Source organism: Leisingera aquaemixtae (assembly GCF_006740765.1).
Classification (GTDB): domain Bacteria; phylum Pseudomonadota; class Alphaproteobacteria; order Rhodobacterales; family Rhodobacteraceae; genus Leisingera; species Leisingera aquaemixtae.
In genome coordinates, this window is the sequence record NZ_CP041159.1 from 2849824 (window position 1) to 2869725 (window position 19902).

18 protein-coding genes are annotated in these 19902 nt (G+C 62.2%); 13 read left to right on the forward strand and 5 right to left on the reverse strand.

Translation table 11 applies throughout. The features are described from left to right. Positions 1-31: 31 nt before the first annotated feature. The 12 genes from R2C4_RS15600 (at position 32) to R2C4_RS15655 (ending at position 11139) form a co-directional block, all read left to right on the forward strand. Positions 32-409 carry an ectoine synthase gene (locus R2C4_RS15600; RefSeq protein WP_058285561.1) on the forward strand — a complete coding sequence of 126 codons (378 nt, stop codon included), beginning with the start codon at positions 32-34 and terminating at the stop codon, positions 407-409. A 16-nt stretch (positions 410-425) separates the two neighbouring features. Next, positions 426-1559, forward strand: a complete 1134-nt coding sequence (locus tag R2C4_RS15605; RefSeq protein ID WP_082649488.1) for an acyl-CoA dehydrogenase family protein — start codon at positions 426-428, stop codon at positions 1557-1559. Next, positions 1556-2221, forward strand: a complete 666-nt coding sequence (locus tag R2C4_RS15610) for a transglutaminase-like domain-containing protein (RefSeq protein WP_058285563.1) — start codon at positions 1556-1558, stop codon at positions 2219-2221. The genes R2C4_RS15605 and R2C4_RS15610 overlap by 4 nt, the downstream gene beginning before the upstream one ends. Positions 2222-2260: 39 nt before the next feature. Further along, positions 2261-2860, forward strand: a complete 600-nt coding sequence (locus R2C4_RS15615) for a DsbA family oxidoreductase (protein WP_141891362.1) — start codon at positions 2261-2263, stop codon at positions 2858-2860. Next, positions 2857-3351: a nucleoside deaminase gene (locus R2C4_RS15620; RefSeq protein ID WP_141891363.1), complete on the forward strand. Its 495-nt coding sequence runs from the start codon at positions 2857-2859 to the stop codon at positions 3349-3351. Before R2C4_RS15615 ends, R2C4_RS15620 begins: the two co-directional genes overlap by 4 nt. Beyond that, positions 3348-4148 (forward strand): maleate cis-trans isomerase family protein, encoded by an 801-nt coding sequence (locus tag R2C4_RS15625; RefSeq protein ID WP_141891364.1) that lies wholly within the window; start codon positions 3348-3350, stop codon positions 4146-4148. The genes R2C4_RS15620 and R2C4_RS15625 overlap by 4 nt, the downstream gene beginning before the upstream one ends. A gap of 95 nt (positions 4149-4243) precedes the next feature. Beyond that, entirely contained in the window at positions 4244-4663 is a 420-nt protein-coding gene (locus R2C4_RS15630; RefSeq protein WP_141891365.1) for a MarR family winged helix-turn-helix transcriptional regulator, read from the forward strand. Positions 4664-4880: 217 nt separating this feature from the next. Next, on the forward strand, positions 4881-5201 hold the full coding sequence (locus tag R2C4_RS15635; RefSeq protein ID WP_058285568.1) for a DMT family transporter: 321 nt from the start codon (positions 4881-4883) through the stop codon (positions 5199-5201). Positions 5202-5246: 45 nt separating this feature from the next. After that, positions 5247-5627 carry a DMT family transporter gene (locus R2C4_RS15640; RefSeq protein WP_008557863.1) on the forward strand — a complete coding sequence of 127 codons (381 nt, stop codon included), beginning with the start codon at positions 5247-5249 and terminating at the stop codon, positions 5625-5627. Between the two features lie 232 nt (positions 5628-5859). Continuing rightward, entirely contained in the window at positions 5860-7218 is a 1359-nt protein-coding gene (locus tag R2C4_RS15645; RefSeq protein WP_141891366.1) for a sigma-54-dependent transcriptional regulator, read from the forward strand. Positions 7219-7242: 24 nt separating this feature from the next. Next, positions 7243-9186 (forward strand): sensor histidine kinase, encoded by a 1944-nt coding sequence (locus tag R2C4_RS15650; RefSeq protein WP_141891367.1) that lies wholly within the window; start codon positions 7243-7245, stop codon positions 9184-9186. 249 nt (positions 9187-9435) lie between these two features. Continuing rightward, positions 9436-11139, forward strand: coding sequence for an OFA family MFS transporter (locus tag R2C4_RS15655; protein ID WP_141891368.1), 1704 nt, complete (start codon positions 9436-9438; stop codon positions 11137-11139). 752 nt (positions 11140-11891) lie between these two features. On the opposite strand, the gene R2C4_RS15660 is transcribed toward R2C4_RS15655, so the two are convergent. The 5 genes from R2C4_RS15660 to R2C4_RS15680 form a co-directional block, all read right to left on the reverse strand. Beyond that, positions 11892-13526 (reverse strand): acyl-CoA synthetase, encoded by a 1635-nt coding sequence (locus R2C4_RS15660; protein WP_141891369.1) that lies wholly within the window; start codon positions 13524-13526, stop codon positions 11892-11894. A gap of 4 nt (positions 13527-13530) precedes the next feature. Beyond that, complete coding sequence (locus R2C4_RS15665; protein WP_141891370.1) at positions 13531-14331, reverse strand: enoyl-CoA hydratase; 801 nt, start codon at positions 14329-14331, stop codon at positions 13531-13533. Positions 14332-14354: 23 nt separating this feature from the next. Further along, entirely contained in the window at positions 14355-14804 is a 450-nt protein-coding gene (locus R2C4_RS15670; RefSeq protein WP_141891371.1) for an OsmC family protein, read from the reverse strand. Positions 14805-14827: 23 nt separating this feature from the next. Continuing rightward, complete coding sequence (locus R2C4_RS15675; RefSeq protein WP_141891372.1) at positions 14828-15970, reverse strand: glycine cleavage T C-terminal barrel domain-containing protein; 1143 nt, start codon at positions 15968-15970, stop codon at positions 14828-14830. Between the two features lie 160 nt (positions 15971-16130). Beyond that, complete coding sequence (locus R2C4_RS15680; protein ID WP_141891373.1) at positions 16131-16622, reverse strand: Lrp/AsnC family transcriptional regulator; 492 nt, start codon at positions 16620-16622, stop codon at positions 16131-16133. 1393 nt (positions 16623-18015) lie between these two features. Here R2C4_RS15680 and R2C4_RS15685 point away from each other — a divergent pair. Further along, on the forward strand, positions 18016-19731 hold the full coding sequence (locus R2C4_RS15685) for a calcium-binding protein (RefSeq protein WP_141891374.1): 1716 nt from the start codon (positions 18016-18018) through the stop codon (positions 19729-19731). The last annotated feature ends 171 nt before the right edge of the window (positions 19732-19902 follow it).

Genomic DNA, 19902 nt, shown 5'->3' on the forward strand with positions numbered 1-19902 from the left:
GGCATCACAAATTTCCAAAAGGACTACCGCAATGTTTCTTCGTGATATTTCCAGCATCGAAGCCGTCAATTGGGGCAATGGCACCAGCGTGCGGCTGCTGACCAAAGCCGACAATATGGGCTTTACCGTCTGCCACACCGTGGTCAACCGCGGTACTGAATCAAAGCTGCAGTACCGCCGCCACCTGGAGGCCTGTTACTGCATCAAGGGCCAGGGCAAGGTGGTCAGCGCCGACGGCCAGACTGTCCTCGAAGTCCTGCCCGGCTCTCTGTATGTGCTGGACCAGCATGACGCCCATCATTTGATTGCCGATCCGGAAGAAGACCTGCATCTGGTCAGCGTGTTCAACCCGCCTCTCGACGGCACCGAGCATCACCAGCTCGATGCGGCCGGGTATTCGCAGTACTGAACCGGGCTTGCACATCATGTTGGATATTGCTTTTGACAAGGGGGACAGTCCCCTTGCGGCCTCCATCGGCAAGGCTGGCCAAACCTGGAACAGCAGTGCGGAACCGCCCGCACCGGACTGTCCGCGCTGGCAAGCCCTCAGCGAAACCGGTCTGTTCCGGCTCGCCTGCGACCGCGATAAACCTTTTGCGGAGCGAAACATCGGCATCATTCACGCGATGGAGCGTTTGGGCGAAGAATGCCGCGATGGCGGCTTCACTTTCGCGGTGGCGACCCACCTCGCCAGCACCCTGACAGCGCTCGACAGGTTCGCCAGCGCCGAGCTGCGCGCCGAAGTGCTGCCGGACCTGGTGGCCGGGCGGCGCATCGGCGCCCATGCGATCAGCGAAGCGGAAGCCGGGTCTGACGCGCTGGCCATGACCACCACAGCCCGCCGCGACGGTCCGGACTATGTGCTTGACGGTGACAAGGCTTTTGTCACCAACGGACCCATCGCGGATGTCTTTGTGATCTATGCCAGAACCGCCGGCACCGGTGCCGGCTCAGTTTCCGCCTTCCTGGTGGACCGGGACACGCCGGGCCTGACGGTCGCCGGGGCCAAGCCCCTCGTAGGCTTGAAAACCTCCATGAACGGGCCGCTGCAGCTGCGCGGCTGCCGGGTGCCTGCCAGCCGGCTGATCGGGCGCGAAGGCGCGGGTTTCATGGTGCTGAGCCATGTCATGAAGCAGGAGATCCTCTATTCCTTCATGGCCAATGTCGGACAGATGAAGCACACGCTGGCGCGCTGCGTGCGCCATGTGCGCAGACGCCGGCAGTTCGACCGCCCGATCGGCGATTTTCAGGCGGTTTCGCACCGCATCGCCAATATGAAGATGCGCTACGAGATTTCGCGGCAGTGCATCCTGACCGCCGCGGCCCGGCAGGCCCGGAACAAGGACGTGACCAGCGATGTGGCGATCGCCAAGATCTACGTCAGCGAGGCGCTGCTGGCCAATGCCATTGATGCGGTCCACCTGCACGGCGGGGTTGGCTACCTTGAGGAGACGGGCCTCGGCGAAGGCGTCGCGGATGCCCTGGCCGCGCCGATCTATTCGGGCACCAACGATATCCAGCGCGGGCGCATCGCCGCAATGATGGGGGTTGGATCATGAACGGCCTGGCGCCGGAGCAGCGCGCCGCCCTCGCCGCCACCGGCGTGCTCGACCTCCAGCACCCGGAGGTGCGCGCAGCCGCGGAACGGGCGCTGGCGGACGGCGCGGAGGATGACACAGCCAAGGCGGTCGCCTTCTACTACGCCGTGCGGGATGGAATTTCGTACGAGGTCTTCGGCACCGGGCTGTCGGAAACCGACTTGAAGGCCAGTTCGATCCTCAAGGCGCGGCGCGGGTTCTGTCTGCACAAGGCCATCTTGTTTGCGGCGCTGTGCCGCTCGCAAGGCATCCCCTGCCGGATAGCAGCGGCGCGCGTGCGCAATCATATCTCCTCTCCGAACCTGACCAAGCTGGTGGGCGGAGATGTGTTCCTGCACTGGTTCAACCAGGTCTGGCTTCAGGGAAGGTGGATCAAGGCCGCGCCGGTGTTCAACCGGCTTCTGTGCCGGATCTACCGCATTCCGCCGCTGGAATTTGACGGCACCGGCGACGCTTTCGTCCAAGGCCACGTGGCAGGCCAGGAGATGCAGTATCTTGACACGCCGGTGCTGTTCGAAGCGCCAACGGCAGAACAGCTGGTGCAGCATGTTGCCAGCCACCACCCCTTGATGGTGCCTGCCAGCCTGCGCGTGCCCCGTGAACGCGAGATAGCGGCGCTTTAGCGCCGGCCTCAGCCCTCTCTCACTCAGGAAAACGAACCCGTGAAACAAATCCACGTCTATTCAGATTTCGTCTGCCCCTACTGCCTGCTGGCGGAGCCTCTGATCCGCGACGCCGCCGCAGCAGAAGCGGCAGAGATCGTCTGGCATCCGTTTGAACTGCGCCCCGATCCGGTCCCGACCCTGCGCCCGGAAGACCCCTATCTGCCTGCGGTTTGGCAGCGCTCGGTCTACCCTCTTGCCGAACGGCTGGGTCAGAAGATCACCCTGCCCACGGTTTCCCCGCAGCCGCGCAGCGCCCTCGCCTTTGAAGGTTTCGCCTTCGCCAGCGACCACGGCCGCGGCCATGAATACACGCTTGCGGTCTTCAACGCCTTCTTCGCGGAGGATCGCGACATCGGCGACATCGGGGTCTTGGCCGCGCTGGCCGAAGCGGCCGGGCTGGATGGCGCCGCGCTGCGCCAGGCGCTGCAGGACGGGCGGTATCGCGCCCGCCACGCCGAAGCCCTGCGCGAAGCCGAAGCGCAGCAGATCAAGGCGGTGCCCACCATCGTGATCGGCACCACCCGCATCGAAGGGATGCCCACGGCCGAGGGCCTGCGCAACGCCCTGCAATCTCTTGCCGCGGAGGAACAGGCATGAACGGCGGCATTCTCGCACCGGAGCTCGCCGACCGGCTGATGCAAGATGTCGTCGCATTGTCCGCAGCCCGGGTGGCGGAAGGCGGCGTGCCCTTTTCGGCCCAGGTGGTCACCCCGGACGGCCGGGTGCTGGGTTCTGGTGTCAACACGGTCCTGGAGGATCACGACCCCACTGCCCATGCGGAGGTCTGCGCGATCCGCGATGCCTGCGCACGGCACGGCCGCACCAACCTTGCGGGCACCGTCCTGCTGGCCTCCGGCGAGCCTTGCGCGCTGTGCTACATGGCGGCGTTATTCGCTGGCGTGTCCGAAGTCCTCTATGCGGTCAGCGCCAGCGAGGCGGCCCGCTACGGCTACGGCTACGGCACATCCTACCGGCTGCTGTCCGGCTTCCCCGAGCATTTCCCCCTGCCGGCCCGCCATCTGGCGGTGCCCGGCGCCCATACCCCTTTTGAAAACCAATCCCCTCAGTTCAGGAGAGTTGAAAAATGACAATTCAAGACAAGATTTTCCGCCCCGACGGATGGTCGGCCACCGCGCGTCTCGGACTGGTGGTGCCGCATGCGGACGTGGGCCCGGAGGCCGAATGCGCCGCGCTTGGCGGCACCCAGGTCTCTGTCCACGGCGCCCGCATCAATTTCAGCGCCATGCGGGCCGGCGGCGAGATGGATCCGAAAATCCCCCATGATCCGGTGGAGAGCTTCACCCAGCCGCCCTACATCGACGACATTGCCGCCTCTCTCTGCGAGTCGCCGCTGACGGCCCTGGGTCTGGCGTTCACAAGTTCCGCCTACAAGCACGGCCCGGAGGGGGAGCGCGCGCTGGTGGAGCGCCTGCGCCCCCGCCTGAGAGGGATTCCGGTCGTCACCACCTGTCTTGCCGCCGAAACCGCCCTGCGCAGCCTCGGTATCAAGCGGCTGGCCATCGTGAACCCGGCCTGGTTTGACGAAGACCTCGATGCCCTTGGCGCGCGCTATTTCGAGGCAGCCGGCTTTGACGTGGTTCACCACGCGCCCTGCGGCCTGAAAAGCGGTCAGAAATACGTCTCCCCGCCCGCGCTTTACGACTGGATCAAGACCACGGTGGCCCCTTCCGGCGCTGACGCCGTTTTTGTCGGCGGCAACGGGCAGCGGGCGATTGGCGTCATTGATGCCGTCGAAAGCCAGCTGGGCCTCAAAATGCTGACCGCAAACCAGGTTTTGTTCTGGGGCGCCCTGCAGGCAGCCGGTGTTCAGCCGTCTGTTGAGGGATACGGGACACTTTTTTCTAAGAATGTAACGCCTGTGTGACTTCAAAGTCTGGCAAGTGGCGCGCAGAAGCAATATCCTTGCTTGCAAAAGCAAACGTGTACTGCGCGCCATGAGCAGGACGAAGGAGCCACGCAATGAAGCTAGATGTTTGGGATCAGATAACGGCCTTGTTCTACGGGATCGAAAACCAGCTCACGGAAGAGCTGCGCAGGACCAGCGACCTTGGCCTCAGCGAATTCCGGACCCTGAAACATCTGTCAGAACAACCTGACCTGGAGCTTCGGATGCAGGAACTGGCGGAATTTCTGATGCTGACCCAAAGCTCGACCACCCGGGTGGTCGAGCGGCTGGAAAAGCGGGGGTTTGTGTTCCGCGACAGCTGCCCCTCCGACAAACGAGGCAAGTACTGCGTCCTGAACGAGCATGGCAAGAAATACATCGAGGAAGCCGCCCCGGTATTCCAGGACTGCCTGGAGCGCGTGCTGAATAAGACCTTTGAGCAAAAAGAAGCCCGGGAGGCTGCCCGCGCTCTTTGCGTCTTGACCGAAGCCTGATGAAACATCCGGCGGAGGGCTTCCTCCGCCGGTGTCCAACCGAAGTGGCAGTCTCTCCAAATTAGGTGCATGCACAAATAAGCTTATTGACACGCGCTGCCGTCCCTCATTATGTTGCATGTGCAAGTAAATATATTCCGCCCTCCATTTCCACGGACGGGCCCACCCAAAATTGCCCCCGCCCCGCGCGCAGGGGGACAACCCGAAAGGAACAGTTATGCACTGGGTTTATCTGATGATCGCAGTCGTCTTTGAAATCACCGTGGCCATCGCCGCCGGAAAATCAGAAGGTTTCAAGAACGTCAAATGGACCACGATCACGCTTGTCAGCGGCGTGGTCGCAACCATCTTCCTCAGCCTCGCCCTGCTGACCTTTGACGTGGGCGTCGGCTACTCGATGTGGACCGCGCTGGCCGGGGTCGGGATCGTCGCGCTCGGCGCGATGTTCTTCAACCAGCGCCTGAGCTTCTCCAAGGGTGTCGGCATCCTGATTGTCATCGGCGGTGTTGTCGGCCTGCGGATGAGCGGCGCCGCGTGACCCGAATACCCTTCAATTTCCTGAACAGATTCAAAGGAAAAAATCATGACTGACACACAAACTTCTGCGTTCCCCGCGGCAGAGACCGGCAACAAGGGCGCCTGGGGCGCACTGCTGCTGGCCGGGGCTTTCGAGGTCGGCTACGCCCTGAGCGTCGGCGGCAGCCAGGCCTTCACCGTGCTGACCTGGTCGGTCTCGGCCATCGTGTTCTTCTTGCTGACGCTCTATTTCCTAAGCGTCGCACTGAAGACAATCGACGTCGGCATCGGCTACGCCGTCTGGGCCGGGATCGGCTCGATCGGCGCCGCGGTGCTGGGCGCCGTGCTGCTGGACCAGCCCTTGACCCTGGCGCAATCATGCTGGCTGGCGGTTATCATCGCGGGGGTGGTCTGGCTGAAACTGGCAGACAGCCCCAAACTCAAATAGACCAGCGCGCTCCGGCATAAGGGAGTGCCTCAGCTCCAGCCGGATCCGGCTTGGCCAACGCCCGCGCGCCCAGAAAGGCCCGGGCGTTTTTGCCGGCGGCACCGGATGGCAGATCAATTGCTGATGTTCTGACCGGCGCATCCGCGCTGCGAAACACGCAGGCCCTGGTCTCTCGACAAAGCACCGGAAAGCGACAATAGTCCAATACCGCGCCCATGGAAGAGCGGCAGGTATGACAAATACAGACATGGCAAGGCTGGCCGACCCGCTCGGGCAAGCAAGTATTCTCATCGTGGACGATGAGCCGGGCATGCGCAATTTCCTGGTGAAAACCCTGCGGCCGCTGTGCCAGCTGGCGGATGAGGCCGAAAACACCGAAGCCGCCGCCGCGCTGCTCAATACCCGGCAATATGACGTGATGATCCTCGACAACATCATGCCCGGCCAGAAAGGCCTGGACTGGCTGGAGGAGCAGCGGCGCGAAGGCGGCTTCACCGATACCATCCTGATCACCGCCTACGCCGACCTGCAAACGGCGATTGACGCTCTGCGGGCCGGTGCGTCGGATTTCGTTCTGAAGCCTTTCCGCTCCAACCAGATCCTCAATGCCCTGCGCCGTTGCATCGAGACCGCCCGGCTGAAGCGCGAGAACATGCTGCTGCGGCGGGAGCTGGAAAGCACTGGCGTCGGGCGCCGGCGCCGCCGCGAGCTGGTCGGCGCATCGCCCGCCATCAGCCAGGTGCGCGCCCTGCTCGACCGGGTGGCACAGGTCTCCACCCCGGTGCTGATCACCGGCGCCTCCGGCACCGGCAAGGAGGTCGCCGCACGCCATCTGCACGCCCGCTCCAGCCGCGCCGGAGCGCCTTTCGTGCCGGTCCAATGCGGCGCCATACCGGCGGATGTCATAGAATACGAGCTGTTCGGCCACGCCCCCGGTGCTTTCCCCGGCGCGCCCGCGGGCCGCGAAGGCCTGCTGGCCTCGGCGCAGGGCGGCACCGTCTTCCTTGATGAGATCGGCGAACTCACCCCCTCGGCGCAGAACGCGCTGCTAAGGGTGCTGGAGGATGGCCGCATCCGGCCGATCGGCACAGAACGGACGGTTCAGCTCGATGTCCGCTTCGTGATGAGCTCCAGCCGCGCGCTGCCGGAGGCGGTGGCCGCGGGACATTTCCGTGAGGATCTTCTGTTCCGCATCAACGTGATCGACGTGGCAATGCCGCCGTTGCGCGAGCGCGGCACCGACATTGTTGAGCTTGCCGGGCTGTTCCTCGACGAAATCTCTGCCCAGCTGCAACTGCCGCCGCTGGAGTTGTCCGCAAGCGTCAAATCCGCCCTGCTGCGCCACGACTGGCCCGGCAATATCCGCGAGCTGCGCAACTTTATCGAGCGCTCGCTGATCTTCGGCAGCTTCTCCCTCGACACGCTGGCCCCGCCCCGTCCGGCGGCTGACATCCTGCCGCTGGAAGAGGTGGAGCGCCGCGAGATCCTGCACGCACTGGAGGCCGCCGGCGGCAACCGCAGCGAAGCGGCGCGGCGTCTGGGGGTCTCGCGCAAGACCATTGACCGCAAATGCGCGGCTTGGGGGCTATAGCCGGTGCCAAGGCTGCGCTCCTTGATGCGGTCGGTCCGGGTCCGGCTGCTGCTGATCGCGCTGCTGCCGATGCTGGTGCTGATGCCCTTGCTGCTGGGCCTTGCCACCTGGCGCTGGTCGGAAAAGACCGACGGCCTTCTGATCAGCAAGGTGAACGGCGATCTGACCATTGCCGACCAGTATCTGGCCAGGCTGACCGCCACCTCGGGCGAGCTGCTGGACGCGGTGGCGCAATCGGTCCGCTTCCGCAGCGCGCTTACGGCGGGCAGCACCGCGGATTTCCTGGCACAGGAACAGGCCCGGCTCGGTCTTGATTTCCTCTATCTGGCCGGCCCTGAGGGCCGGGCCGGGTTCTCACCCGCGGACTGGCCCGTCCTGCGCGGCGCGCTGCAGGGCCAATGGCAAAGCGCGGTCGACATTCTGGACGCCGCCCAGCTGGACGCGCTGGCCCCCGGCCTTGCCGCCCGCGCCGCCATCCCGCTGGTGGCGACCGAAGCTGCACTGCCCACCGACCGCACCGCCGAGACCCGCGGCATGATCATCCACTCTGCCGCACCGGTGGCCCTGCCAAACGGCCAGACGGCGGTGCTGGCGGGCGGGCGGCTCTTAAACCGCAACCTGGACTTCATCGACACCATCAACGCGCTGGTCTACCGCGAGCAAAGCCTGCCGGAGGGCAGCCAGGGCACCGCCACGCTGTTTCTGGAGGACGTGCGGATCTCCACCAATGTGCGGCTGTTTGAAAACGTGCGCGCGCTTGGCACCCGGGTCTCGGCAGAGGTGCGCGGCCAGGTGCTGGGGCGCGGCGACGTCTGGCTGGACCGGGCCTTTGTCGTGAACGACTGGTACATCTCCGCCTACGAGCCAATCCTCGACAGCCGCGGCAACCGGGCCGGAATGCTCTATGTCGGCTTTCTGGAAACCCCGTTCCGCCAGGCCAAGCGCAGCACGGTGCTGACGCTCGGCGGGGCATTCCTGCTGATTGCAGCAATGTCGGTGCCGATTTTCCTGCAATGGGCCGGGCGCATCTTCCGTCCGCTTGAGGGCATGACCCAGACCATCGCCCGGGTCGAGCAGGGCGATCTGGCCGCCCGCAACCAGCCCCAGCAGGACGGCGGCGAGATTGCCCGGGTGGCGGCGCATCTGGACAGCCTGCTGGACCAGCTGCAGGAGCGCGACCGGCAGTTGCGCGGCTGGGGCGAAAGCCTGGAGGCCAAGGTCGAGGAGCGCACCGCCGACCTTCGCGAGGCAACCCGGCGGCTGGAACGGACCACCGAGCGGCTGATTGTCTCCGAGAAGCTCGCCGCGGTGGGCGAGATCACGGCCTCGGTCGCGCATGAGATCAACAACCCGGTGGCGGTAATCCAGGGCAACCTGGACTTGGCCCGCACTGTTCTGGGCCGCCATGCGGAGCCGGTCGAGGAGGAGTTCCGGCTGATCGACGATCAGGTCTACCGCATCGGCGTGATTGTCTCCAAGCTGCTGCAATTCGCCCGGCCCGAGGAATACTCCGGCGCCGCAGGCCTGATTTCCCCGGCCGAAGTTGTGGCAGACTGCCTGGTTCTCACCCGCCATCAGATCGAGGCCACGGGGATCGAGGCAGAGGCGCATCTGGCCAGCACAGGCCAAGTCAGGATATCGCGCACGGAATTGCAGCAGGTGATCGTCAATCTCATTCTGAATGCCGTGCAGGCGATGCCCGGCGGCGGCCGCCTCACCCTGACCGCTGAGGATACCCCGGACGGCGTGCTGCTGGCCGCCGAGGATACCGGCACCGGCATCCCCGCGGACCTGTTGAACCGCATCTTCGATCCATTCTTCACCACCAAGCAGGCGCAGGGCACCGGGCTGGGCTTGTCGATCAGCCACCAGCTGGTGAGTCGCGCCGGCGGGCGCATCACCGTGCAGTCAGAACCCGGACAGGGCACCCGGTTCGAAATTTTTCTGCCCTCGCCAGCCGCCGCCTGATCCGGACAAATTGGCGCAAAATTGCAGGCCCCGGTTTCCCCCCTGCGGACAGAATGTCCCGCAACTGCCGGCAGGCGCCGGGCCGGACAGACAAAGTGCCCACACAAGCATTTGTTATTAAACAATTATTTATTTGACAGCTGGGCCATACGTCTTCCTTTGTCAAGCTACGGCACATTGCCGCGGGCCATTCGGGGCGGCCGCAATAGGAGGTTGCAACCGCCGGAACAGCACTAGGGAGGACACCACATGAGTACGCCATCATCCGGCGCGCTGAGCTTTCTGCACAAGCACCACATCACTGCCAAACCCGGCTTCAACCGCTGGCGGGTGCCGCCGGCTTCCATCGCCATCCACCTTTGCATCGGCTCGGTTTATGCCTGGTCGGTGTTCAACCCGCCGCTGACCCGCGAGCTGGGGGTGGTCGCCTCCAGCGCCGACGACTGGAGCCTCAGCTCTGTTGTCTGGATCTTTTCGGTGGCTATCGTCTTCCTCGGGCTGGCTGCCGCCTTTGCCGGCAAATGGCTGGAGGAAGTCGGCCCGCGCATGGTCGGTGTCGTGGCGGCGCTGCTGTGGGGCGGCGGCTTCATTGTCGGATCATTTGGCATCTCCAGTCATCAGCTGTGGCTGGTCTATCTGGGTTACGGCGTGCTTGGCGGCTGCGGACTGGGGCTGGGCTATGTTTCGCCGGTATCAACGCTGATCCGCTGGTTTCCCGACCGGCGCGGCATGGCAACCGGCATGGCCATCATGGGCTTTGGCGGCGGCGCGATGATCGCCGCTCCGGTCAAGGGCTGGCTGCTGGATTTCTATGAAACCGCCCCCACCTATCTTGGCGCCCGGGATGCGGTGCAGACCGTAGTCGAAAACGGCCGGGTCTTTGCCGAAACCGCACAAGGCAAGATCGAGGTGGTAATCGCCAGCGCAACCCAGGCCGCCGAGTTCGGCGGCGAGGCCGGCGCCTATGTTGTGGGCACCGGCAATACCGGCGCCGCCCAGACTTTCATGACCCTGGGCATCGTGTATTTCGTGGTGATGATCCTGGCCGCCTTCCAGTACCGGGTCCCGGCCAAGGACTGGAAGCCTGAAGGCTGGGAGCCGAAACCCGCCGCCTCGGGGCTGGTGACCCAGAACGACGTGCATATCGACCAGGCACTGAAGACACCGCAGTTCTGGCAGCTGTGGGTCATGCTGTGCTTCAACGTGACCGCAGGCATCGGCGTGATCGGGGTCGCCAAGACAATGATGTCCGAGATCTTCGGCTCGGTGATGCCCTTGGTGGCAACCGCCGCCTTCGCCTCGACCTATGTCCTGATGATTTCGGTCTTCAACATGATCGGCCGGTTCTTCTGGGCTTCTGCCTCGGATTACATCGGGCGCAAGGCGACCTACATGTGCTTCTTCGTGCTGGGCACTGCGCTCTACCTGTCGATCCCCTACTTCGCCTCTGCCGCCGCGGCCAACCCGTCACTGGTCTATCTGATGGGCTTCTATCTGGCGACGATGCTGATCTTCTCGATGTACGGCGGCGGTTTCGCCACAATCCCGGCCTATCTCGCCGACATGTTCGGCACCATGCATGTCGGCGGCATCCACGGCCGCCTGCTGACCGCCTGGTCTACCGCGGGCGTGCTGGGGCCGCTGGCGATTACCTCGCTGCGCCAGATGTCGGTGACCAGCGCGGTCCAGGACCTGGCCGCCAAGGTCGATCCTGCCGCCTTTGCCGCGAAATTCGGCGCGCCTGTTGCGCAGCTGGACCAGCTGGTGGCGGCCAAGACCGTGACGATTGCCAAGCTGATGGAAATCGCACCAGCCGGCACCGTGGACCCGACCCCCAGCCTTTACAATACAACGATGTATTGCATGGCGGCGCTGCTGGCGGTGGCCTTCTTCGCCAACCTCCTCATGCGCCCGGTGAAGGAGCACCACCACCATGACGAACCGGAACTTTAGGCCGTTCCGGGAGAGTAAAGCCGCCAGCCGGGGCGCCCTCAGCGCCCCGGCTGCACATGCAGCCTGCATTCAAGACAGCCGGTTTACGAACAGAGATCGAAGTTGTTGCCGCAGCAGCCGGATGTGCCGCAAGCTTTGCGAAGATAACGCCCCTGCCCCAAGGCGCTTGCTGCCCCGGCATTTTTCATTTGACTGGTGCGCCTGCCATCCGGCCGGCACTCTGAACACGGGTTCTGATGTAGCTTGCGCGTCAGCCTCCACGGAGAAACCCGGTTCCTCCCGCGCCAGGCGCGACCCTCCCGATTTCACCGCTCCGGCGCATCCTTTCATTTCGCGGGTGTCAGATCACCGTCCGGCCGCAGCCCGGAAGACACGAGGTCTTCCGAAGTGAAAATCAGGGAAGGCTTCGCCACTGGCGGAACAGGAGGCGCGAGCGAGGATGTTGGAGACACGAAAAAGGAAAGGTTCTGCCGCAAATGGCAAAACTATGTGTCGCCCGACAAGAAGTGTCGGGCGACACATAGTTTCTCCTTTTTAGGGAACTTGGCTGATTGATTTTAAAGGGAAATATTTTCATCCGAAGCAGCTAAGTTACCTTTAGCGACTCACAGATTTACCTTTGGATGAAGCAGACATTCATGCAGCGCGCGGCGAAACCGGGCTTCGAGCCCATATTACCGAATGCTGCGCGAGAGAAATGAACGCGTAGGAACTGTGTAAAGCCGCCATTGGCCGAAGTTCTGCGCCCCTGGTCAGGACGCGATTTCCCTTGCCTGCTCGCGCAGGGTGAATTTCTGGATCTTCCCGGTTGAGGTTCTTGGGATGGCCGTGAAGATAAACTTCCCGGGGACTTTGTAAGGCGCAAGGTGGTCGCGGCACCAGCTGCGCAAGGTTTCTGCGTCCGCCTCGTGCCCCTTCGCCAGTTCGACAAAGGCACAGGGGGTTTCACCCCACTTTTCATGCGGCATTGCCACCACAGCAGCCACCGCAACCGCAGGGTGGCGGTAAAGCGCCTCTTCGACCTCGATCGAGGAGATGTTCTCGCCGCCCGAGATGATGATGTCTTTGGACCGGTCCTTAAGCTGGATATAGCCGTCAGGGTGCATGACACCCAGATCGCCGGAGTGGAACCAGCCGCCGGCAAAGGCCTCCTCAGTGGCCTTGGGGTTGCGGAAATAGCCCTTCATCACGACATTGCCGCGGAACATCACCTCGCCCATGGTCTGGCCGTCGCGCGGCACCGGCTGCATCGTCTCCGGGTCCAGCACATCCAGCTGTTCCAGCGGCAGGTAGCGCACGCCCTGGCGCGCCTTCAGTGCGGCCTGTTCGGCAGGCGGCAGATCCGACCAGCCGCTGTGCCAGTCATTGACCACCGCAGGGCCGTAGGTTTCCGTCAGCCCGTACAGATGGGTCACGTCGAAGCCTGCGGCCTTCATCCCGGCCAGCAGGCTTTCGGGCGGCGGCGCGGCGGCGGTGAAGAACTGCACTTGCTCGGCGAGATCGCGTTTCGCCTCCTCCGGTGCCGAGATCAGCAGCGACATCACGATGGGGGCGCCGCACAGGTGGGTTACTCCCTCGTCTGCAAGAGCGTTCCAGATCGGTTCGGCCCGCACCTGCCGCAGACACACATGGGTGCCTGCGATGGCGGACAGGGTCCAGGGGAAGCACCAGCCGTTGCAGTGGAACATCGGCAGGGTCCAGAGATAGACCGCGTGTTTCTGCATCGAGGTGGTTAGCGCGTTGCCCTGCGCCAGCAGATAGGCGCCCCGGTGGTGCGAGACCACGCCCTTGGGGTCGCCGGTGGTGCCGGAGGTGTAGTTGATCGAGATCGCATCCCATTCGTCTTCCGGCATCAGCCAGTTGAAATCGGGGTTGCCGCGGGTCAGGAACACCTCGTAGTCGGCGGCCTCCACGTCTGTCTTCGCGCCGTCATACTCTGGGTCATCATACTGGATCAGTACCGGCGAGACCGTGGCAAGCGCCAGCGCCTCCTGCATCAGCGGCATGAATTCCCGGTCCACGATCACCAGTTTCGACATCGCGTGGTCGAGCTGGAACGCGATCACCGCCGCATCCAGGCGCGTGTTGATCGAGTGCAGCACTGCGCCGCACATCGGCACGCCGTAATGGCACTCCAGCATCGCCGGCGTGTTGGGCAGCAGCGCCGACACGGTGTCGCCGCGGGTGATGCCGTTCTTGGCCAGGGCCGAGGCAAGCCGCCGCGAGCGCGCGTAAAACTCCGCATAGCTGCGCCGCAGGGACCCATGCACGATCGCCGTGCGGTCCGGAAAGACGCTGGCGGCGCGTTCCAGGAAGGTCAGCGGTGTCAGCGGCTGATAGTTCGCGGGGGTGCGGTCCAGACCGGTGTTGTACGGGTTGTCCGTCATGATCTTAGTGATCCTGCCATTTGGGGCTGCGTTTTTCGAGGAAGGCGCTGATGCCCTCTTCGGCATCGCGGGCGAGCATGTTGTCGACCATCACGCTGGAGGCATAGGTATAGGCGTCGGTCAGGGGCATTTCCCGCTGCGCATAGAAGGCGCGTTTGCCGGTGGCCAGGGTCATCACCGACTTGGACGCGATCTTGCGGGCCATTTCCATCGAGGCCTCCCGCAGCCCTGCGGGCGGAACGGCGCGGTTGATCAGGCCGATCTCCTCTGCCCGCCGGGCCGGGGTCATGTCGCCGGTCAGCAGCATTTCCATTGCATGCTTGCTGGTGACATTGCGCGACAGGGCCACCATCGGCGTCGAGCAGAACAGGCCGATATGCACCCCCGGTGTGCTGAACTGCGCGGTATCCGCCGCAACGGCCAGGTCACAGCTGGCCACCAGCTGGCAGCCCGCCGCAGTGGCGATCCCCGTGACCTCGGCAATCACCGGTTTGGGGCAGTTCACAATCGCCTGCATGGTGGCAGAGCACATCGCCATCACCTTGGCAAAATAGGCCCGCCCGCCGTCCGCAGCCGCGCGTCCGGCGGTCATCTCCTTCAGATCATGCCCGGCGCAAAAGGCCGGGCCGTTTGCCGCCAGGATGACAACGCGCACCTGCGGGTTATCCCCCGCTTCGGCAAAGGCTGCAGCCAGTGCCGCCAGCATGGCTTCGGACAGGGCATTGCGCCGCCCGGCATCGTTCAGGGTCAGACGCAGGATGCCGGCGTCATCCAGGTCGCGCAGCAGGATATCGGTGTCTTGCACGGGGCTCTCTCCTGTTTTGAGGGTCAGTGAACGTTGATCTCGACGAAGTCAGCCAGTGTATTGGCGATGAAACAGTACCGGTGCGCCCGGTCCTGCATTTGCGCCAGTTCCGCATCATTGACCTGAAAGCCAGTGTCGAAACGCACCACCGGGTGCATATCCAAGCGGTTCACCGACATCTTGCCCTTCGGGTTCTTGCCCAGATGCGCCACCACATGATCATGGTAGCTGGCCACTGGCCAGCCGGCCTTGGCGGCCAGAGCAAGAAACGTCAGCATGTGACAGCTGGACAGGGCCGAGGCCAGCGCCTGCTCGGGATTGGTGCAGCTGGGGTCGCCGCCATAATCGGGGGCGGCGTCCACTTGCACGTCGTAGCCGTTGTTGAGCTGAACGGTATGCGCGGCCGTGTAGGCGCCGGGCTTGAGCTCAGGCTCAATGCGATGCCAGTGCAGATCGATCGAAATATCCGACATTTCCGTAAGTCCTCGTTCTGGCGTTAGCTTGCTGCGAGCGATTTCTTGGGGTCGTAGAAGGGGATTTCGACAATCGTGGCCTTTGCCGGGCCGCTGGCAGTCTTCACTTCGACTTCGGTGCCCAGTTCAGAACTCCCTGCCGAGACCATCGCCAGTGCGATGTTCTTTTCAAGGCGCGGCGAGTAGACGGCCGAAGTCACCTTGCCGACGGTGCCGCCATCTTTGGTGATCGGCCAGAAGGTGGTGTTGGGGCCTTTCAGCGGTTCACACTCGATAACCAGCCCTACCTGTTTGCGGCTGACACCTTTCTCCTTGATGCGGCGCAGAGCTTCCTTGCCGATGAAACCGGTTTCCATGCCGAGATTCACCAGCCGGTCAAAACCGAGCTCAAAGGGGTTGGTGTGGATGTCGGCATCAGCGTGATAGGACAGCATGCCGCCTTCGATCCGCCGGATCGAGGAGGTGTGGCCCGGCTGCAGGCCAAAGGGCTGGCCCGCCGCCATGATTTTTTCCCACAGCTCGCCTCCGCGCGATCCGTCCTGCAGGTACAGCTCATAGCCCAGCTCGCTGGACCACCCGGTGCGCGACACGATCAGCGGAATGCCGTCCAGATCAACCTCGCGCAGCCAGTAGTATTTCAGGTCCATGATGCTGTCGCCGAACAGCGCGCGCATGATCTCGCCGGACTTCGGGCCTTGCAGCTGCAGCGGCGACACATCGGGTTCGCAGATGGAGACATCCATGCCGGAATGCACCGCCACGCCTTGCGCCCACAGCAGGATGTCGCTGTCCGCCAGCGAGATCCAGAAGTGGTTTTCCGCCAGCCGCAGCAGGATCGGGTCGTTCAGAATGCCGCCGTCGGCATTGGTGATCAGGATGTATTTGCACTGGCCAACGGCCATTTTCGACAGGTCGCGCGGGGTGAGCATCTGCACGAACTTCGCCGCATCCGGGCCGGTGATCTCCACCTGGCGCTCGACCGCCACATCGCACAGGATCGCGTCGTTCACCAGGTTCCAGAAGTTCTGCACCGGATCGCCGAAATCGCGCGGGATGTACATGTGGTTGTACACCGAAAACCCCTTGGCGCCCCAGCGGACAGTGGCGTCGAAATAGGGGGATTTGCGGATCTGTGTGCCGAACCCGAAGCCGTCTGATTGCGTCATGTCTTTCACCCTTTTCACCGGCGGCCCGATCAGCCGCGGCCTGTTTGAACTGGGTGAAGGATTACCCCCGCAGTCAGGCCGGAAGCGGACTGAAAACAAGCTGCGGAAAGCCCGAACGGGCTGATGCCGGCGGGCTGGCAGACCGTTCAGGCGGGGTCCGTCATTTGCCCGGCCTGGCCGTCAGGCCGGAGAGATTCGGCTGGGCGGATTTGACGTGGCGCGTCACGATGTAGGTCATGTAGCGGTCAATCCCCAGTTCGGCCGACAGCAGGGTTTCCATCAGTTCCTGAAAGGCTGGCAGGCTTGGGGTGAAGACCTTCAGGACGTAATCCATGCCACCGCCTGTGGCGATGCATTCGGTGACCGCGTCCAGCTTCCGGATGTGGCCCTCGAAGCGATCAAAATCAGACTTGCGGTGATGGGTCAGCGAGACCGTCACGATAACCTGCGTGTAATCGCAGACCCGGTCGAGCGCAATGTCGGCGTGATAGCCGCGTATGAACCCGGCTGCCTTCAATTTCGCAAGGCGGGTCCAGCACGGGGTTGGCGACAAGTTGACGATCTCCGCCAGCTTGGTTTTGCTCAGCTGGCCGTGTTTCTGGACTGCACTAAGGATGCGGATATCGGTCGCATCGAGGCTGAACTTGTCCATGCATCAGGGCCTTTCAAAGCAAGGGTTTGGCGGTCCAATACAATCACCACCATCAACCCGGAAGCAACATCTTGCTCCAGCAAGGCTGGTTTGGCGCGCAGGCCACCGGCTGTCCTCTGGAGAAAACTGCGAAAGAGCGTCTTGCATGAAACCTTTAAAACCAACGGCCGCTGCGTCATGGTCAAATCCAGGCCTAAGAATTCCGGGGCGCTCCGCAGCTGACTGTTCTGAAAACCGGCTTAACCGGCCTATCGACTGCCGCCAAAAGGTGCAGTGAAGGTCCGGAAACCGCCCTTCCAGCGGGTCGCCGCAGACAAAACGCGCAGTTTGCCGCCTTTGAAGCAGCTTGCAGCGAATTTTCACTTAGTCCGCGACCTGTAAATTGCCTCATGGAGCGGTTATGGCTCCTGCTGAGGGCATTCTGCCCCTTGATAACGGGACCGTTGTTAAGGAACGACCCCTTTTGCTGGAGCAGGACTTGACTGTCTGGCTGGGGCAACTGCGCCTTCTGTAAGAGACAGTAGAAATCCGCGCGGGGCGCGCGGATTGCATATCCCAGGAGTCGGGACAGGGCATCGACGGGCTGCGCCCGCTCCTCCCTGCCCCGGCATTTTCTGTTTGATTGGTCCGCCTGCCATCCGGCCGGCACTCCGAACACGGGTTCTGATGTAGCTCGCGCGTCAGCCTCCACGGAGAAATCCGGTTCCTTCCGCGCCTGGCGCGGCCCCCTCCCAATTTCTCCGCTCCGGCCCCGTGTGTCAGATCACCGCCTGGCCGCAGTCCGGGCTGCGCCCACCCTGCTTTGCCCTCCGGAAGACACGAGGTCTTCCAAAGTGAAAATCAGGGAAGGCTTCGCCACTGGCGGATCAGGAGGCGCAAGCGGGGATGTTGGAGACACAAAAAAGGAAAGGTTCTGTCGCACATAGTTTTACCTTCCAGGCTCCGCTAAGCCCTTGATTTTAGGCCAGTGGAAAAATCGTGATCGCACCAGTCTTTCCTTTTGCGACTCATATACTTGCCATCGGCTGAAGCGGACCTTTTCGGCCAGCGCCGTTCAAATTTGGTCAGGAGCATATTTTCAATGCTGAGTGCCAGGCGCGAGCGACAGCTCAGCGCAGCAAACGGGCTTTGCAAAACTCTGATCGCGGTTCCAAAGCGGACTTATAACCGCCTCGCAACAAAGGGCCGGTCCGAGTCTAACTTGACCGGTGCGGCACCCTTTTTCATACGCCAAGAAGGCTCGGAAGACAGGCAAAATCTCATCGCACTATGCTAATTTGATTGGCCTCGCTATTGTACGGTGCAGCCGATCGAGCACCTGCAAGTTGCAGGCTTCCCTATTAAGTGATTAAACAGCCAAGATTGAACCAGTCGGTATACAGAAAGCATTATAATGGAAGCAATTACTGGTTTAGCACTCGAGACGATTGTTCCGGATGCAAACAAGGTAAGCTCAGACCATGGGATGTCAGCCTTGCAGAACGGCGAGTATATTCTGGTCTGGCGCGAGAGCGGTAGCGTTATCAAAGCGCAGATTTTCCGCCCGGATGGAAAGCCCAAAGCTGCGGCTTTTGATGTCAGCCTCAGCGCCAACGATGAAAACCGCCCGGATGTCACCACGCTAGAGGACGGCAGCTTTGTTGTTACCTACACCGCATTGCAAAGCTCTACTAATGCGTCGATCAACGCGCAGAGATTTTCGGCGGATGGCACTCGCATCGGAAGTGAGCTTACGGTGTTCCACGACCCCGATGACACCAGTTTTGACCCGGAAATCACCGCGCTGAACGATGGCGGGTATGTTGTCGTCTACAACGGTTTAGGACGGGACGACTCATATGTCAGCTACCACGCCCGCGTTTTTGACGTTGACGGGACTCCGCGCGGAAACGATTTTCGCGTAAATCAAACCACGGAGGGGTATCAGTCTTTTGGCGATGTTGCGCCACTAGAAGACGGTGGCTTTGCAGTAACTTGGAGATCGCGAGAGGTTGATGGCAGCCTCTACAGTGTCATGCTTCGGCTTTACAATTCTGATGGAACACCGCGAACATACGAGGCACAGGTCAACCAGTATTGGAATAATAGCCAATCGGATCCATCCATAACTGTTCTGGAGAACGGGAACATCCTGCTCACCTGGGTATCTGACGGCCAGGACGGCAGCAGAGAAGGTGTTTATGCCCGCATCATGAACCCGGATGGCAACCCGATAGGCGATGAATTCCAGGTTCATACTCAGACGTTGGATGAACAATACGCTCCGGAACTTACCGCGCTGTCAGATGGCGGTTTTGTCATCGTCTGGACGCATGTAACGTCTTCTGAAACCTCATCCATCATGGCGCAAAGATTTGCGGCTGGTGGTGAGCGTATAGGAGAGGAAGTTCAGCTTTCGAAGGGCAGCAATGACCTAGATGTCCGCCCAAAGATTACAGAACTTTCTGATGGTGTCATTTCTGTAAGCTGGCAGGATTATGACAGGACTACTTATACGGGGCAGCTTGAGACGAAGCTCTTTCTAACCCCGGCCTTAGCCAGTGACGGCGATGATGTTCTGTCCGGAACGAGATTTGGTGACCGACTTGATGGCTTATCGGGAAATGACAAACTGACGGGCCACGCCGGAAACGACTGGCTGATTGGCGGCATTGGATCCGACATTCTATTCGGCGGTTCTGGCCGCGATCACCTTAAAGGTGGTGGTGGCAGGGATCGCTTGAAAGGTGAAGGTGGCAACGACCGGCTTGAAGGTGGCGGTGGCAACGACCGGCTGGAGGGCGGAGCGGGTAAGGACCGGCTGATTGGAGGTAAGGGCAAAGACAAGCTGGATGGCGAGGGCGGCAATGACCGGATGACCGGTGGAGGTGGCAACGACACTTTCATTTTCTCAAGTGGCAATGATGTGGTGACCGACTTCAATGCGGCCAGCACTGGTGAACGGGTGGATCTTCGTGGAGTTGCGTCAATTAAGGGCTTCAACGATCTGATGAACCATCACGTCTCATGGGTGAACGGTGACGCGATCATCGACGATCTGAACGGCAACACCCTCACGCTGAAAAGTACAACGCTGAACAGCTTGGGGGCAGACGACTTTCTTTTCTGACCGACGCAGGGCCGTACGATTTCAAGGACTCCGCCAGAACTGGGTAGACTATCTCAAATTGTTGCGAGCATTCGGTCAACGGTAGCAGAGCTCCGCGTATCATTCATCGGTCTGTGCCTGGATGGATGTCCGCTTTTTCCTCCCTGTTAACCACGCCTAACGGCCGCTCTG

Excerpts from the sequence above, each read along its gene's own strand:
- R2C4_RS15600 (WP_058285561.1), top strand. The coding sequence starts at position 32 with ATGTTTCTTCGTGATATTTCCAGCATCGAAGCCGTCAATTGGGGCAAT.
- R2C4_RS15605 (WP_082649488.1), top strand. The coding sequence starts at position 426 with ATGTTGGATATTGCTTTTGACAAGGGGGACAGTCCCCTTGCGGCCTCC.
- R2C4_RS15610 (WP_058285563.1), top strand. The coding sequence starts at position 1,556 with ATGAACGGCCTGGCGCCGGAGCAGCGCGCCGCCCTCGCCGCCACCGGC.
- R2C4_RS15620 (WP_141891363.1), top strand. The coding sequence starts at position 2,857 with ATGAACGGCGGCATTCTCGCACCGGAGCTCGCCGACCGGCTGATGCAA.
- R2C4_RS15625 (WP_141891364.1), top strand. The coding sequence starts at position 3,348 with ATGACAATTCAAGACAAGATTTTCCGCCCCGACGGATGGTCGGCCACC.
- R2C4_RS15630 (WP_141891365.1), top strand. The coding sequence starts at position 4,244 with ATGAAGCTAGATGTTTGGGATCAGATAACGGCCTTGTTCTACGGGATC.
- R2C4_RS15635 (WP_058285568.1), top strand. The coding sequence starts at position 4,881 with ATGCACTGGGTTTATCTGATGATCGCAGTCGTCTTTGAAATCACCGTG.
- R2C4_RS15640 (WP_008557863.1), top strand. The coding sequence starts at position 5,247 with ATGACTGACACACAAACTTCTGCGTTCCCCGCGGCAGAGACCGGCAAC.
- R2C4_RS15645 (WP_141891366.1), top strand. The coding sequence starts at position 5,860 with ATGACAAATACAGACATGGCAAGGCTGGCCGACCCGCTCGGGCAAGCA.
- R2C4_RS15650 (WP_141891367.1), top strand. The coding sequence starts at position 7,243 with ATGCGGTCGGTCCGGGTCCGGCTGCTGCTGATCGCGCTGCTGCCGATG.
- R2C4_RS15655 (WP_141891368.1), top strand. The coding sequence starts at position 9,436 with ATGAGTACGCCATCATCCGGCGCGCTGAGCTTTCTGCACAAGCACCAC.
- R2C4_RS15660 (WP_141891369.1), bottom strand. The coding sequence starts at position 13,526 with ATGACGGACAACCCGTACAACACCGGTCTGGACCGCACCCCCGCGAAC.
- R2C4_RS15670 (WP_141891371.1), bottom strand. The coding sequence starts at position 14,804 with ATGTCGGATATTTCGATCGATCTGCACTGGCATCGCATTGAGCCTGAG.
- R2C4_RS15675 (WP_141891372.1), bottom strand. The coding sequence starts at position 15,970 with ATGACGCAATCAGACGGCTTCGGGTTCGGCACACAGATCCGCAAATCC.
- R2C4_RS15680 (WP_141891373.1), bottom strand. The coding sequence starts at position 16,622 with ATGGACAAGTTCAGCCTCGATGCGACCGATATCCGCATCCTTAGTGCA.
- R2C4_RS15685 (WP_141891374.1), top strand. The coding sequence starts at position 18,016 with ATGGAAGCAATTACTGGTTTAGCACTCGAGACGATTGTTCCGGATGCA.